Genomic DNA, 14746 nt, shown 5'->3' with positions numbered 1-14746 from the left:
TCGCTATCGTTGCCTGCATGAGAAGCCTGATCACGGCCATCAATGCCATGGTCCGAGATCAGGTTGGATGGCGATCTGCGGCCGTGTGAGCAATCCACTGAAAAAGACAGTTGCTCCCACATGGAGCTTCCGCTGAAGCGACTTCCACATAGAGCTCCCACATGGAACCGAAGCTACCGAGGGATGGCGCCGGGAGTTCGGCAGGCGCTGCCTTACTTCACCACGCGAAGGTGCGGCGCGCCGCGTTTCGGACGGTCGTCGTCGCCGCCCGTGGACTCGGGGGCTTCACCGGCTTCGTCCAACGGCTCCGCCGCGTTCGCCGCAGGGGAATCGTTTTCGTCGGCCGGGAACATCATGCCTTGACCGTTTTCCTGCGCGTACAGCGCCAGCACGGCCTGCACGGGAATCACGATGGACTGGCTGACGCCGGAGAACCGCGCCTGGAAGGAGATCCTGTCGTTGCCGAGGTCGAGGTTGGCCACCGCGCGCATGGCCAGGTTCAGGACCACCTGGCCGTTCTTCACCACGTGCGCCGGCACACGGACGCCGGGCTGGCCCGCGTCGACGAGCACATACGGGGTAAGGCCGTTGTCGCTGATCCAGTCGTAGATGGCCCGCAGCAGGTAGGGGCGATTGGAAGTCATGCCCGCGCTTTCGTTCGTATCCATGGAACCGTCCTCGTCGTACCCGCCGGTATGGGTCGGGAATCACCAGATGCCCGGCAGGGCAAGGCCAGGGAAGAGTTTACGGGATAGGGCCGGCTGGGGGTTAACCCGGCGCGAAATTGTAGTCGGGCCGCATGTCACGCTCTTCCTGCGTGAGGCTGCGCGCAAAGCCCTGGCTGTGGAACAGACGCTCGCCGTAATCCACGATGGGCTTGCCGTCCTTGCCGAGATCCACGCCCAGGTGGGGCAGACGCCACACCACCGGGGCCACCAGGCAGTCGATGAGGCTCATTTCCGGGTTCAGGAAAAACCGCGACGCACGGAACAACGGCACGGTCATCAGCAGGTGCTCGCGGAGCCGTTTCCGGGCCGCGTCGGCCGCCTTGCCACCCTCCCCGATGGCCTCGATTTCGGGCAGCCAGTCGTTCTCGATCCGCCACGTGGCCAGGCGCAGACGCGCGCGGGACAGCGGATCGATGGGCATGAGGGGCGGATGGGGGTAGCGTTCGTCGAGATACTCGACGACCACCGCGGGGTCGTAAAGCGTGAGGTCGCGGTCGACCAGGGTGGGCAGCGTGCCGTACGGGTTCAGTTCCAGCAGGTCCGGCGTGGGCTGATCGGCTTTGAGGATGATCCGGTCGTAGGCGACGCCCTTGGCGGCCAACACGAGACGCGTGCGGTGGCAGTGGATGTCGTCGGCGCTGGTGTAAAGCGTCAGTGCCGAGCGCGAACGTGCGTTCTGGACCATGCTTTCGATCTCCCTCCCTGCTGCATCAAACGATGACGGGGCGGCCAGCGGCCGCCCCGCGGGGACGTCAGTCAGTGACTATCGTGGACGTCTTTCCAGTACTCATGCTTCAGAAGGTACAGGAGGAAGGTCAGGCCGGCCAGAAACAGGATGACCCAGACGCCGATCGACTGGCGTTCCAGCGCGGCGGGCTCCGCCGCGTACTCGAGGAAGGCTGTGATGTCGCGGGTGGCGCCCCGGAACTCCTCGGGGCTCATGCGGCCCGGCGTGGAGATCTGCAGCTTCTCTACCACGGCTTCCTGTCCCGGCGCGGCTTCGCCGTGAACCGCCGTCTGCAGGCCCTGGAGCTCCCACAGCGGGTTGGGCATCGAGGCGTTCGGGAAGACCGTGTTGTTCCAGCCCACCGGACGGGTGGGATCGAGGTAGAACGAGTTCAGGTAGTTGAAGATGAAGTCCACGCCCTTGGCGCGGGCTTCCAGCGACAGGTCCGGCGGATCCTTGCCGAACCAGGTTTTCGCGTCGTCCGCCGGCATGTGCGAGATGACCGGCTCGCCGAACTTCGCACCCGTGAAGTTGAGGTTCGTCATCACCTCTTCCTCGGACAGACCGAGGTCGGAGGCGAGGCGCGAATAGCGCACGTACTTCAGCGAGTGGCAGCCGACGCAGTAGTTGAAGAACAACTTGGCGCCGCGCTGCAGCGAGGCCTGGTCGCGGATGTTGGTACCCGCGGGGGCCAGGCCTTCGCCTTCGGACGCAAGGGCCGGGATAGTGGCGACGGCAAGGCCCAGCGCCAGGGCGATGGAGGAGATAGTGCGCTTAATCATGCATCGTCACCCGTTCCGGAACCGGCTTGGTCTTCTCGAAGCCGAAGCGTGTGTAGACCCACACGAATACGAAGAAACCGAAATAGCCCAGCACCATGAGGCGGCCGAAGGCGTTCTCCCAGGTGGTGACGTCGGCGCCCGGGAACCACTCCGGAATGACCTCGGCGGTGACGCCGGCGCCAACCAGGCCCAGAGCCAGGAAGCTGAAGACCAGCACGCCCAGGGCGATGCGGAAACCGAGCCCGCGGTAGCGCACCGAGCGGACCTCGCCCTTGTCGATCCACGGCAGCAGCGCCAGCAGCAGGATGGCGCCGAACATGCCGATGACGCCCCAGATCGCCGTGCCGAAGAAGGACGGGATCATGCGCAGGATGGCGTAGAACGGCGTGAAGTACCACGACGGCTTGATGTGGCTCGGCGTGACGAGGTTGTTCGCCGGGGTGAAGTTGTCGTGCTCGAGGAACCAGCCGCCGAACGTGGGCGCGAAGAAGATGATGAACGCGGCGATGGTGAGGAAGAAGCCGACGCCCACCAGGTCCTTCACCGTGTAGTACGGATGGAACGGGATGGCATCGATGGGCTTCTCTGGGTTCCACTTGTTGCCCTTCGGCCCGTGCTTCACGTCCACGCCGTCGGGGTTGTTGGAGCCCACCTCATGCAGCGCGGCAAGGTGCAGCACCACCAGGAGCAGCAACACCAGGGGCAACGCGATGACGTGCAGCGCGAAGAAGCGGTTGAGCGTGGCATCGGCCGGCAGGAAGTCGCCCATGATCCACTCCACCAGCGAACCGCCGATGTAGGGGATGGTGCCGAACAGCGAGATGATGACCTTCGCGCCCCAGAACGACATGTTGCCCCACGGCAGCACGTAGCCCATGAACGCCTCGGCCATCAGCACGAGGAAGATCAGCATGCCGAGGATCCAGACCAGCTCGCGCGGACGCTTGAACGAGCCGTACATGATGCCGCGGAACATGTGCAGGAACACCACCACGAAGAACAGCGAGGCACCCGTGGAGTGCATGTAGCGGATCAGCCAGCCCCACTCCACGTCGCGCATGATGTACTCGACCGAGTTGAACGCTTCAAGCGCACTCGTCTTGTAGTTCATGGTGAGGAAGATGCCGGTCACGATCTGGTTGACCAGGACCAGGAGCGCCAGCGAGCCGAAGTAGTACCAGAGGTTGAAGTTCTTCGGCGCGAAGTACTCCGTCATGTGCTTGCGGTACGTGGGCGCGAGGTTCGGCGCCCGTTCGTTCACCCAGTCGCCGATGCGGGAAAAGACGTTAGCCATCAGCCTGCCTCCTTCGGATCGACGCCGATCTGGATGTGCGTGTCGTCGATGAAGTGGTACGGCGGCACGGGCAGGTTCTTCGGGGCGGGCACGCCGCTGAAGACACGGCCGGACAGGTCGTACCGCGACTTATGGCAGGGGCAGTAGAAGCCGCCCTTCCAGTTCGCATCGAACGGCTCGGGCTTGATGTCGGGCACGAAGTCCGGCACGCAGCCCAGGTGGGTGCAGAGACCGATGACGACGAGCCATTCCGGCTTGATGGAGCGGGTTTCGTTGGTGGCGTACTTGGGCTGCTGCGCCGAATCCGAGGACATCGGGTCGAGCAGGCGGGGCTCCAGGCCCTTCAGCTGAGCCAGCTGGTCCTTCGTGCGATTGACGACGAACACCGGCAGGCTGCGCCACGCGAAGGTTACCTTCTGGCCCGCCTCGATGGCACTGATGTCGACCGTGACAGGCGCCCCCGCTGCCTTTGCCCTTGCGCTCGGTTCCCACGACTTGATGAAGGGCACGACCGCCGCGACCACTCCCGCTCCGCCGACAACTGCTGTCGTTACGGTTAGGAAGCGACGGCGCCCGTGATCGACGACTTCGTTCGCCATCAGGCTCTCCGGAACTTATGCCATTGAGAATGCGGACCCCAACGCCGGCTCTTTTCGGAAATCGGCTTCCGCAAATCGCGTCAGTGTAACGTCAGCACCAGCCACGTACAATCAACTGAACGCCACCTTGTACCTGATGAGGGACAGGGCTGCCACGGAACCGCCCGGATGCGGTATTGGTTCGCAGGATCCCTAGCCCTTTCCATGAAAGACGCCGCTCGCACGCTCGCCTTCGTCGCCCGCTTCGTCGTGCTCGGCCTGGCCGTGGCCTTCGTCGTCGGCCTGTTCTGGCCGGGCAGCGGCGCCTTCCTTCGCCAGCGCTTCGTCGGCACGCCCACGCCCCGGGAAGCCACGGCATCCGCCTCGGGCGGAGGCTCCGGGCCCGCCTCCTATGCCGATGCCGTCGCCAAGGCCGCGCCATCGGTCGTAAATATCTACGCCAACAAGCTCGTGACCGAGCAACCGCGGGAGCTCTATTCGGACCCGGTGCTGCAGCGCATCTTCAGCGTGCCCACCGGGCCCGCGCGCACGCGGCGCCAGCAGAACCTCGGCTCCGGGGTGATCGTCAGCGACGATGGTTACGTATTGACCAACAACCATGTCATCGCGAACGCCGACGACATCCAGTTGCTCCTCTACGACGGACGCGTGGCGAGCGCCCGGGTGGTGGGTTCCGATGACGAGACCGACCTTGCTGTGCTGAAGGTGGACGCAGGCAACCTGCCCGCCATCCAGATGACCGACGCCGACAGCCGTCCCCGGGTGGGCGATGTGGTGCTGGCCATCGGCAATCCCTTCGGCATCGGACAGACGGTGACGATGGGCATCGTGAGCGCCATCGGGCGCCAGTTGAACCTGTCCAGCCTGGAGAACTTCATCCAGACGGATGCGGCCATCAACTTCGGCAACTCCGGCGGCGCGCTGGTCAACGCGCATGGCGAACTGGTGGGCATCAACACCTCCCTGATCGGACAGGCCGTGGGCGCCGAAGGCATCGGCTTCGCCATTCCAGTGCAGAGCGCGCGCAACGTGCTCGACCAGATCGTGCAGACGGGACACGTGGTGCGAGGCTGGATCGGCGCCGACTATGGCGCAGTGCCCGTGTCGGCCGACAGCGGCCTGCCGTCGGCGGCACGCGGCGTGGTCGTCAACGATGTGTCGCCCGGCGGTCCTGCCGCCCTCGCGGGCATCCAGCAGCGCGACGTGCTGCTGCGCCTGGGCGACGAGGACATCCTCGACCCGTCCGACCTGCGCCGGCACGAGGCCTCGTTGAAGCCCGGGGTGCCGGTGCAGATCTCCGGCCTGCGCGCCGGAGCGCCGTTCAGCGCCACGGTGACCCCTGTGCAGCGCCCGCCAAGCGCACCGATGCAGGCGCTACGGCAGCCGTGAGATCGCGAGGGCTGACGCTCGAACCCGATGAGGACCTGTGGGAGCCGCTTTAGCGGCGATCCCGCGGCAGCGGGCCAGTCTGTGGCGAGCACCCATCGCCGCTGAAGCGGCTCCCACACAAAGCCTCACAGCGAGCAGGTCGCGACAGGCTATTCCGCGTCACGTACCGCGATCGGCCAGCGGCACACCGGCAGCCGCGTGCCGCTTCAACGTTTCCGCATACCGCTTGCGCAGCACGCCCACGCGTTCCACGTACACCTTCGTTTCGTCGTAAGGCGGCACGCCGTTGTATTTCTGCACGGCGCCGGGGCCGGCGTTGTACGCCGCCGCGGCCAGGCGCTCGTTGCCGTTGAAGTTCCGCAGCAACAGGGCCAGGTATCGTGCGCCGCCGCGGATGTTCTGGTTCACGTCGAAGGCGTCGAGCACGCCCATGTCGCGCGCGGTGCCCGGGATCAACTGCATCAGGCCCTGCGCCCCCGCGACCGACAGCGCCCGCGGATTGAAGGCGCTCTCGGCGTGGATGACCGCGCGCAGCAGTGCTTCGTCCACCCCGAACTCGCCACTCGCCGAGCGGATCGCGTCGCCGAACGAGGTGAGGTTGAGCGCCACGTTGTTCCAGTCGATCCTGGAGTGGACATCGCAGGCAGCGCAGGTGGCGATATACGTAAAGAGCATCTTGATGCTCTGCCCCTTGGCAGCGCCACCGGGCGGGATATTCGTGTATTCGACGCCGCCGTCCGGGCGCGTGATGCGATAGACGGCGCCGCGCAGCACTCGCGAGCCCTTCGGCGCGGCGGGTGCCACGGCGGCGGTCAGGTCCTGCGAGGACGACTCCCGGTAATCCCAGCTGCCCTTTGGCGCGGTGACCGGCGGCAAGGTGTCGCGCTCTGCGGGCCCGCCGACGACATCGCCGCTCACCCCCGCGAACGCGGTCGCCGATGGCGCGGAGAGCACGGAGCCCACCACGCCGGCGAAAGAGCGCGGCGACGTCCCCGCGCCGTCCTGCAATGCGGTCCCGAGGTCAGCGGCCGGGGCTCCTGCCTGGCCGCCAGCCCCCGGAAGGACACCTGAGCCAAATCCACCGTCGCCGCCAACGCCGCCGCGACCCCTGCCCGCTCCATTGCCGCGACCATCGCTGGGGGCCGAAGCCGGAATGCCCGCGACACCGCGCTCAGCCACAGCCTTTGCCGGTTTCGCCGGCCTGGCGCTGGGTGTGCTGCCGATACGCTTGCAGTCTTTGTAGCCGGCGGTGCTGCCGGAAAACACGGTCTCGCCGGTGGCACCGACGCAACGGTACAGCGAGCCGGCGAACACCGGCGCGGCACCCAACCCGAGGAGCAACGCGCAGCCGATCGCGACCCTGCGAAGGGCCGTTCGATAAGAAAGGAAACGGCAGGCGCGATGGCCGGCGCTTTCCCCTGGCGTCGCGTCGTTCACCATGGCGCGAGTGTGCCCCAGCCCCTCCCCCGTGCCAAGGGCCGGTTACGTGACCTTCTTCACGCAAGTCATTGATCCACGACGCCCCTGTGGCAACCCTGCGGGGGGCGGCGTAAACTGCACGGTTCGGTCGAACCCCACGAAACCACGGTACCCATGCCCATGAGCGGCAAGCTTTTCATCAAGACCCACGGCTGCCAGATGAACGAGTACGACTCGGCCAAGATGGCCGACGTGCTGCGCGCGTCGCACGGGCTGGAATTGACCCAGGACGAGGCGGAAGCCGACGTCATCCTGGTCAACACCTGCTCGATCCGCGAAAAGGCCCAGGAAAAGGTCTTCAGCCAGCTTGGCCGCTGGAAGGCGCACAAGCAGAACGGCAAGCCGGTGCTCATCGGCGTGGGCGGCTGCGTGGCCTCGCAGGAAGGCGACGCCATCATCAAGCGCGCGCCGTTCGTCGACCTGGTGTTCGGCCCGCAAACCCTGCATCGCCTGCCGGAGATGATCGAGGCACAGCGTGCCAGCGGCAAGGCGCAGGTGGACATCAGCTTCCCGGAGATCGAGAAGTTCGACCGTCTTCCCGAGCCGCGCGCCGAAGGCCCCACCGCTTTCGTCTCCATCATGGAAGGCTGCTCCAAGTACTGCTCCTACTGCGTGGTGCCCTACACCCGCGGCGAGGAGATCAGCCGCCCGTTCGACGATGTGATCGTCGAGGTGGCCCAGCTCGCCGAGCAAGGCGTGCGCGAGGTCAACCTGCTTGGTCAGAACGTGAACGCCTACCGCGGCCCCATGCACGATGGCGGCACGGCGGACCTGGCGGTGCTGATCCACGCCATCGCACAGATCGAGGGCATCGGCCGCATACGCTTCACCACCTCGCATCCGCTGGAGTTTTCCGACTCGCTGATCGAGGCTTACGCCAACGTGCCGCAACTGGCGAACTTCCTGCACCTGCCCGTGCAGGCCGGCTCCGATCGCATCCTCGCGGCCATGAAGCGCGGTTACACGGCGCTGGAATTCAAGCAGCGCATTCGCAAGCTGCGCGCCGTGCGTCCGGACATCTGCATCTCCTCCGACTTCATCGTCGGCTTCCCCGGCGAAACCGAAGACGATTTCGAAAAGACCATGAAGCTGATCGACGACGTCGGCTTCGACCAGAGCTTCTCCTTCATCTTCTCTTCCCGCCCGGGCACGCCCGCCGCGAACCTTTCCGACGACACGCCGGCCGAGGTGAAGCATGCCCGCCTGGCTCGCCTGCAGGCCGTGCTGAACGAGAACGCGCGCAAGATCAACGAGGCCATGGTGGGCACCGTGCAGCGCGTGCTGGTCGAAAAGCCCAGCCGGAAGAATCCGAACGAAATGACCGGACGCACGGAAAACATGCGTTACGTGAACTTTCCCGGCCATCCCCGGATGATCGGACAGTTCGTCGACGTGACCATCACCGAGGCGATGTCCAACTCGCTGCGCGGCCGTGTCCACCTCGACCAAGCAGTCGCGCTCGCCTAGGGGCACTCCCATCAACGCCATGACCCAACTCTCCCAGCGCGACTTCGCCCTCGACCCGGAAGACAACGCCCGCCTCGCCAATCTCTGCGGCCCGCTCGACGAGCACATCCGCCAGATCGAACTCCGCCTGGGCATCGAGATCGACCACCGCGGCAGCCTGTTCCGCGTGATCGGTGAAGAGGCTTCGGCGAAGGCCGGCGAGCAGGTGCTGCGCGCCCTCTACGACGCCACCGAGAATGAAACCCTCAACGGCCAGACGATCAACGTACGTCTGGCCGAATCGGGCATCGACGCGCTGAACGAACAGGCCGCCGAATCCGCGCAGGACGTGGTGATCAAGGTGAAGCGCGGCGTCATCAAGGGCCGGGGCCCCAACCAGGCCCGCTACCTGCACGCCATCACCACGCACGACATCAACTTCGGCGTGGGCCCGGCCGGCACCGGCAAGACCTACCTCGCCGTGGCCAGCGCCGTCGAAGCGCTGGAAGCCAACCGCGTGCAACGCGTACTGCTGGTTCGCCCCGCGGTGGAGGCCGGCGAGAAGCTGGGCTTCCTTCCGGGCGACCTGAGCCAGAAGATCGACCCGTACCTGCGCCCGCTGTACGACGCGCTGTACGAGATGGTGGGTTTCGAAAAGGTCTCCAAGCTGATCGAGCGCAACGTCATCGAGATCGCCCCGCTGGCCTACATGCGCGGACGCACGCTCAACGACGCTTACGTGATCCTCGACGAGGCACAGAACACCACCGTCGAACAGATGAAGATGTTCCTGACGCGTATCGGCTTCGGTTCGGTGGCGGTGATCACGGGCGACGTGTCCCAGGTGGACCTGCCGCGCAACATCCGCTCCGGACTGCGCCATGCCATCGAGGTATTGCGCGGCGTGGACGGCATCAGTTTCACCTTCTTCACCTCGCGCGACGTCGTGCGTCATCCGCTGGTGGCGAAGATCGTGCGCGCCTACGAGGCGTTCGAGCAGAAGCAGGACGAAGAGCGTTGAGCGGTTCGCGGACGGATGTCGCGGTGGGGTACGCCACCTCTCGCAAGGGCGTGCCGGCCCCTGCCACGTTTCGCCGCTGGGTGGAGGCCGCGCTCAAGGGTGCACGGCGGCGCAAGGCCACCGAGGTGGCCATCCGCATCGTGGACGCCGACGAGGGCCAGGCCCTGAACCGGCAGTACCGCGGCCGGGACTACGCCACCAATGTGCTTTCCTTCCCGGCCGACTTCCCGCCGGGCGTGGAACTGCCGCTGATCGGCGACCTGGTGATCTGCGCGCCCGTGGTGGCCCGGGAGGCCGCGGACCAGGGCAAGAAGCCTGCCGACCACTGGGCCCACATGACCGTGCACGGCACCCTGCATCTCCTGGGATACGACCACATCGAGGACGCCGACGCGGAGGCCATGGAAGCCCTCGAAACCCGTATCCTGGCGGGCCTGGGCATCCCCGACCCCTATCTGGCCTGAGCCCCTGTGGGAGCCGCTTCAGCGGCGATGGCAATCTCGCCTCGAGGCCATCGCCGGCGAAGCCGGCTCCCACATAGGCCCGCTCCCGGCCGCTTCTGAACCGTCACACGAATTCCAGTAGACTGACCTTTCCGCCCCGATTGGGCAGAACCACAAAGAGTAATGAACGAGGACCCTAGTAGTACCCATGGCCCCGCCCACCGCTCCTGGTGGGACCGACTGGGCCATCTGTTTTCCGGCGAGCCGCGCAACCGCGACGAACTGATCGAGGAACTGCGCACCGCCCAGGCCAACGGCCTGCTTTCGAACGACACCCTGACCATGGTCGAGGGTGCGATCAAGGTGACCGAACTCAGCGTCGACGACGTCATGGTGCCCCGGGCCCAGATCGTCAGCCTGCCCGTCGATGCGCCGCTTCCCGAAATTCTCGCCGCCGTGGTCGAATCCGGCCATTCCCGCTTCCCCGTGCATGGGGAAGACAAGGACGAGGTTCTGGGCATCCTGCTGGCGAAAGACCTGCTGAAGTATTTCGGCCAGAGCGAGGGCTGCGACGTGCGCGCCCTGCTCCGCCCGGCCGTGCTGATTCCCGAGTCCATGCGCCTCAATGTGCTGCTGGCCGAGTTCCGCCTCACGCGCAACCATATGGCGCTGGTCGTGGACGAATACGGCGGCGTGGCCGGCCTCATCACCATCGAGGACGTGCTCGAGCAGATCGTTGGCGAGATCGACGACGAGCACGACGACGAGGAAGATCCCGTGCTGGTGCGGCCGCTGGAAGAAGGCGGATTCGCCGTCAGCGCGCTCACGCCCATCGCCGACTTCAACGAAGTGGCCGGCGCGCATTTCTCGGACGAGGAGTTCGACACGGTGGGCGGCATGATCACCTCCGAGTTCGGCCACCTGCCCGCCGCGGGCGAAGAGATCACCGTCGGGCAGTTCGTCTTCCGCGTCACCGAGGCCGACGACCGCCGCGTGCAGCAGTTCCACGTGGCGCACGCAGGCAACGCGGCCTGATCGTCATCGCGATCCTGGGAGCCGGCTCCGCCGGCGATTCCTTATGTGGGAGCCGCTTCAGCGGCGATGGGTGCTTGCGACAAGAAGGCCCGCTGCCGCGGGATCGCCGCTGAAGCGGCTCCCACAGACATGCGCCGGACATGGCGCCCAACGACGGACTTTGCTTGAACCGATGCGATACACCCTGATCCTCCTTCTTGCCCTGTGCGTCGCCCCCCTCGCCCGCGCGGGCATCGTGGACGCACCGGCCGCCAACCTGGAGATATCGCTGATGACCTACGGTCCCGGCGACATCTATTGGGAGCGCTTCGGGCACGATGCGCTGGAAGTTCGCGACACCGTCAGCGGCGAATCCATCGCCTTCAACTACGGCGTGTTCGACTTCGACCAGAAGGGTTTCCTGCTCAACTTCGCGCGAGGGATCATGGCCTACCGCATGGATGCGGAAACCACCCAGTCCGATATCGACTTCTATGCCGGGGAAGGCCGTTACGTTCGCCGACAGCGTCTGGCGCTCGACGACGCCCAGAAGGAACACCTGCGGCGCTTTCTCCTCTGGAACATCCGTCCCGAGAACGCCGGCTACCGCTACGACTACTACATCGACAACTGCACCACACGCGTGCGCGACGTGCTGGACGATGCCCTGGGCGGCGCGCTCAGCGCCCAATGGATGGGCAAGCCGGGCGGCATGACCTTCCGCGAGCAGACCGCCCGCCTGATGAGCAACCAGCCCTGGCTGATGCTCGGGATGGACCTCGGGCTCGGTCCTTTCGCCGACCAGCCCATGACGGCGTGGAAAGAGGCCTTTCTGCCGATGACACTCGAAGAGGGCGTTCGCCATGTTCGGATCGACGGCCACCCGCTCGTCACCGAAGACACGCTGCTGGTGCCCGCGAAGCTGACGCCGCCCCCCGATCGCGCGCCAGACCTCCGCTGGCCATTGCTGGGCGCCGGCATCGTACTCGCGCTTCCGCTTGCGCTACCGGCCCTCACCCGGCGAGCCGGCGCACGTGCAGTTTTCGTCGCCACCGGCACAGTGTTCGCCGTGTTCGCTGGCATCGCCGGCCTCTTCATGCTCGGCCTGTGGACCCTGACCCTGCACCGTTCCGCGTGGGGCAACTTCAATCTGCTGGCCTTTTCGCCGTTCGCCCTGCTGATCGTGCCGGGCATCTGGCGGCTTCGCCACGCCGGACGCCCTGTGAGCAGGCTGGCATCGCGGGTAACGGCCCTCTCGCTCGCGGCATGCATCATTGCGCTGCTGCTGCACCTCTGGCCCGACTTCCCCCAGCGGAACCTTCCCTGGCTCCTGTTCGCCCTTCCGTGCTGGGCCGCCTTGACCTGGAGTTTCTGCCGCCGGCACGACTGACGCGCCGACGGCGTGGGAACTTACTTCGCGGCGATGAGCTTCGCGATCACGAAAGGGGATGGCAAGGTGATGGAGGTACCAGCCTTCCAGGTCTTGTAGTCGAACGGAAGGGGCGGAATGGAATTTGCGGACATCACGGTGTTCTCTCCTTGAGGCGGCTTCCTTGGCGCAAGAACACGCGACCGGCTTCCTCGCCAACCACATGTTCCCCGCGACTTCACATTAAGACGACGCCTTCGCCGGCTGCATCGGGCAGGAAGCGGACGTGGCATCCGCCTTGCGCCTACACTTGCAGGCAACTACCCGATCAAGAACCAGCCCATGGCCTCGCTTCCTCTCGTCCCCGATCCGAATTCGCCCTCACCGGCCCAGGGCAACGGCATGGTCATCAACTGCGTGGCCTACCGGACCAACGGCTCGCGTATCGGCGACATCACGATCGAGGCCATTAGCGATGTGCTGAAAGAACCGGATACCTTCGTCTGGGTAGGACTGCACGAGCCCGACGAGGCGCTGCTCCTGAAGCTGCAGGAAGAATTCAACCTGCACGACCTGGCCATCGAGGACGCCCAGCACGCACACCAGCGCACCAAGATCGAGGCCTACGGCGACTCCCTCTTCATCGTGGCGCAAACGGCGCAACTGGTCGGCGGCAACATCGCCTTCGGCGAAACGCAGATATTCCTCGGCCAGCGCTACTTCATGACGGTGCGCCACGGGGCTTCGCTGTCCTATGCCCCTGCGCGGCGAAGCTGCGAGCAGACACCCGAACTGCTGGCCATGGGGCCGAGCTACGCGCTGTATGCGGTGCTGGATTTCATCGTCGACAACTTCCTGCCAATCGTCCGCGACTTCCGGCAGGAAGTGCACGAACTGGAAAACGACATCTTCGCGGAAACGTACAACCGGCAGACCATCAAGCGCCTGTACGACATGCAGCGCGAGTTGATGACGCTGCGCCTGGCCGTGGTGCCGCTACAGGATGTCGTGGCGCAACTGGTGCGCCTTCACCCCCACCTCATCCACGAGGAACTGCGCGCCTACTTCCGCGACATCTACGACCATGTGTTCCGGGTAAACGAATCCATCTCGGCGATGCGCGAAATGCTCGGAGCAGCGATCAGCGTGAACCTGGCGCTCGTCACCTTCGGCCAGAACGAGGTGATGAAGAAGCTTGCGGGATGGGCCGCCATGCTGGCGGCACCTACGTTGATTACGAGCTGGTATGGGATGAACTTCGCACATATGCCGGAGTTGGATAAGCCTTGGGCTTATCCGGCGATTACGTGTCTGGTGGCGTGCATCGTAGGTGGCATCTTCATAGCGCTGAAGCGCAACCGCTGGTTCTGACCGACCCCTCGCTGGGCTCCTGCGAAGGCAGGAACCCAGCGCCTTCGTCACGGGAGACACTCAGCCGTAGTTAAAGAAGCGGCGGCTGAACGGCCGCCGCAACCCATGACCTACTTTGCCTGCGGCTCCGTCCACTCCTTCAACCAAGCATTCACCGTCTCATGCCACTGCACACTGTTCTGCGGCTTGAGCACCCAATGGTTCTCGTCCGGAAAGTGCAGCAGCTTACTGGGGATGCCGCGACGCTGTAGCGCCGTGAAGGCGCCAAGGCCTTGCGTATCCGGAATGCGGAAGTCCTTGCCGCTGTGCACGATGAGCATCGGCACGCGCCAGTCCTTCACGTGGTTGACCGGGTTGAAGCGCTCGTAGTTCTCCGGGTGGTCGAACTGCGTGCCGCCGTTCTCCTTTTCCTCGAACCAAAGCTCTTCGGTGTCGTAGTACATGGCGCGTGCATCGAACACGCCATCGTGGTCGACGAAGCACTTCCATGGCTGGTTCCAGTTGCCGGCCATCCAGTAGACCATGTAGCCGCCGTAGCTGGCGCCGAGCGCGCAGGCACGATCGCCGTCGAGGAACTTGTATTTCGACAATGCCGCGTTCCAGCCGGCCTTCAGGTCTTCGAGCGGCTTGCCGCCCCAGTCACCTGAGATGGATTCGGTGAAGGCCTGGCCGTAGCCGGTGGAGCCGTGGAAGTTGATCGTCACCACCGCGAAACCCTGGCCCGCATAGGTCTGCGCGTTCCAGCGGTAGCTCCAGCTGTTGGTCATCGCGCCCTGCGGGCCGCCATGAATGATGAAGGCGACCGGGTAGGACTTGCCGCGCTTGAAGCCCACCGGCTTCACCACGTAGCCCTGCACGGTCTCGTTGTTCCAGCCCTTGAAGGTGAAGAATTCGAAGTCGCCGGTCTGTGCGCCCTTGATCTGCTTCGCGTTGAAGTGGGTCACCTGCTTGAGATCCTTCCCGTTGTGACCTGCCCCCACCAGCCGTACCAATGATCACTGTGAAAGTCCGGGGTTGAAGATTACTGCGTTGTTGTCCTGTTGTGCGCGGTGGTGAGCAGCGAATTGCGACGGCGGGATGCGGC

At 65.2% G+C, this 14746-nt stretch carries 13 protein-coding genes and 1 pseudogene; 7 read left to right on the top strand and 7 right to left on the bottom strand.

Going from position 1 to position 14746, the window contains the following annotated elements; all coding sequences use genetic code 11:
• Positions 1-212 precede the first annotated feature (212 nt).
• The 5 genes from HBF26_RS19265 to petA all read right to left on the bottom strand — a co-directional run bounded on the left by HBF26_RS19265 (position 213) and on the right by petA (position 4130).
• Positions 213-644 carry a ClpXP protease specificity-enhancing factor gene (locus HBF26_RS19265; protein ID WP_167027563.1) on the bottom strand — a complete coding sequence of 144 codons (432 nt, stop codon included), beginning with the start codon at positions 642-644 and terminating at the stop codon, positions 213-215.
• Between the two features lie 124 nt (positions 645-768).
• Positions 769-1413, bottom strand: a complete 645-nt coding sequence (locus HBF26_RS19260) for a glutathione S-transferase N-terminal domain-containing protein (protein WP_167129817.1) — start codon at positions 1411-1413, stop codon at positions 769-771.
• A gap of 71 nt (positions 1414-1484) precedes the next feature.
• On the bottom strand, positions 1485-2237 hold the full coding sequence (locus HBF26_RS19255) for a cytochrome c1 (protein ID WP_193569989.1): 753 nt from the start codon (positions 2235-2237) through the stop codon (positions 1485-1487).
• Positions 2230-3531, bottom strand: a complete 1302-nt coding sequence (locus HBF26_RS19250; protein ID WP_167022505.1) for a cytochrome b — start codon at positions 3529-3531, stop codon at positions 2230-2232. The genes HBF26_RS19255 and HBF26_RS19250 overlap by 8 nt, the downstream gene beginning before the upstream one ends.
• Positions 3531-4130, bottom strand: coding sequence for a ubiquinol-cytochrome c reductase iron-sulfur subunit (petA, locus tag HBF26_RS19245; RefSeq protein WP_167129815.1), 600 nt, complete (start codon positions 4128-4130; stop codon positions 3531-3533). Before petA ends, HBF26_RS19250 begins: the two co-directional genes overlap by 1 nt.
• Before the next feature lie 204 nt (positions 4131-4334).
• On the opposite strand from petA, the gene HBF26_RS19240 reads away from it, so the two are divergent.
• Positions 4335-5519, top strand: coding sequence for a S1C family serine protease (locus tag HBF26_RS19240; protein WP_167129813.1), 1185 nt, complete (start codon positions 4335-4337; stop codon positions 5517-5519).
• A 159-nt stretch (positions 5520-5678) separates the two neighbouring features.
• On the opposite strand, the gene HBF26_RS19235 is transcribed toward HBF26_RS19240, so the two are convergent.
• On the bottom strand, positions 5679-6959 hold the full coding sequence (locus tag HBF26_RS19235) for a lytic transglycosylase domain-containing protein (protein ID WP_167129811.1): 1281 nt from the start codon (positions 6957-6959) through the stop codon (positions 5679-5681).
• Between the two features lie 159 nt (positions 6960-7118).
• Here HBF26_RS19235 and miaB point away from each other — a divergent pair, with 159 nt between their 5' ends.
• From miaB to HBF26_RS19205, 6 genes are all read left to right on the top strand, one after another.
• Positions 7119-8465: a tRNA (N6-isopentenyl adenosine(37)-C2)-methylthiotransferase MiaB gene (gene miaB / locus HBF26_RS19230; RefSeq protein WP_167129810.1), complete on the top strand. Its 1347-nt coding sequence runs from the start codon at positions 7119-7121 to the stop codon at positions 8463-8465.
• 19 nt (positions 8466-8484) lie between these two features.
• Positions 8485-9465: a PhoH family protein gene (locus HBF26_RS19225; RefSeq protein WP_167129808.1), complete on the top strand. Its 981-nt coding sequence runs from the start codon at positions 8485-8487 to the stop codon at positions 9463-9465.
• The gene (ybeY, locus tag HBF26_RS19220; protein WP_167129806.1) at positions 9462-9929 is read left to right on the top strand and encodes an rRNA maturation RNase YbeY; all 468 of its coding nucleotides are present in this window, start codon (positions 9462-9464) and stop codon (positions 9927-9929) included. Before HBF26_RS19225 ends, ybeY begins: the two co-directional genes overlap by 4 nt.
• Before the next feature lie 162 nt (positions 9930-10091).
• On the top strand, positions 10092-10943 hold the full coding sequence (locus HBF26_RS19215; RefSeq protein ID WP_167129804.1) for a CorC family transporter: 852 nt from the start codon (positions 10092-10094) through the stop codon (positions 10941-10943).
• Positions 10944-11115: 172 nt separating this feature from the next.
• On the top strand, positions 11116-12312 hold the full coding sequence (locus HBF26_RS19210; protein ID WP_167129802.1) for a lipoprotein N-acyltransferase Lnb domain-containing protein: 1197 nt from the start codon (positions 11116-11118) through the stop codon (positions 12310-12312).
• A gap of 321 nt (positions 12313-12633) precedes the next feature.
• A complete protein-coding gene (locus HBF26_RS19205) occupies positions 12634-13662 on the top strand; it encodes a magnesium and cobalt transport protein CorA (protein WP_240151437.1) in 1029 nt (342 codons plus the stop codon).
• Positions 13663-13772: 110 nt separating this feature from the next.
• Here the strand turns inward: HBF26_RS19205 and HBF26_RS19200 are convergent.
• Positions 13773-14624 (bottom strand): annotated as a pseudogene (locus HBF26_RS19200) (S9 family peptidase); the annotation flags it as partial.
• Positions 14625-14746: the final 122 nt, after the last annotated feature.

Origin of the sequence: Luteibacter jiangsuensis (assembly GCF_011742555.1) — a bacterium.
In the GTDB taxonomy this organism is placed as follows: Bacteria; Pseudomonadota; Gammaproteobacteria; order Xanthomonadales; family Rhodanobacteraceae; genus Luteibacter; species Luteibacter jiangsuensis.
Note: the sequence above shows the minus strand (reverse complement) of the source record. Positions and strands in the feature narration are given on the sequence as shown.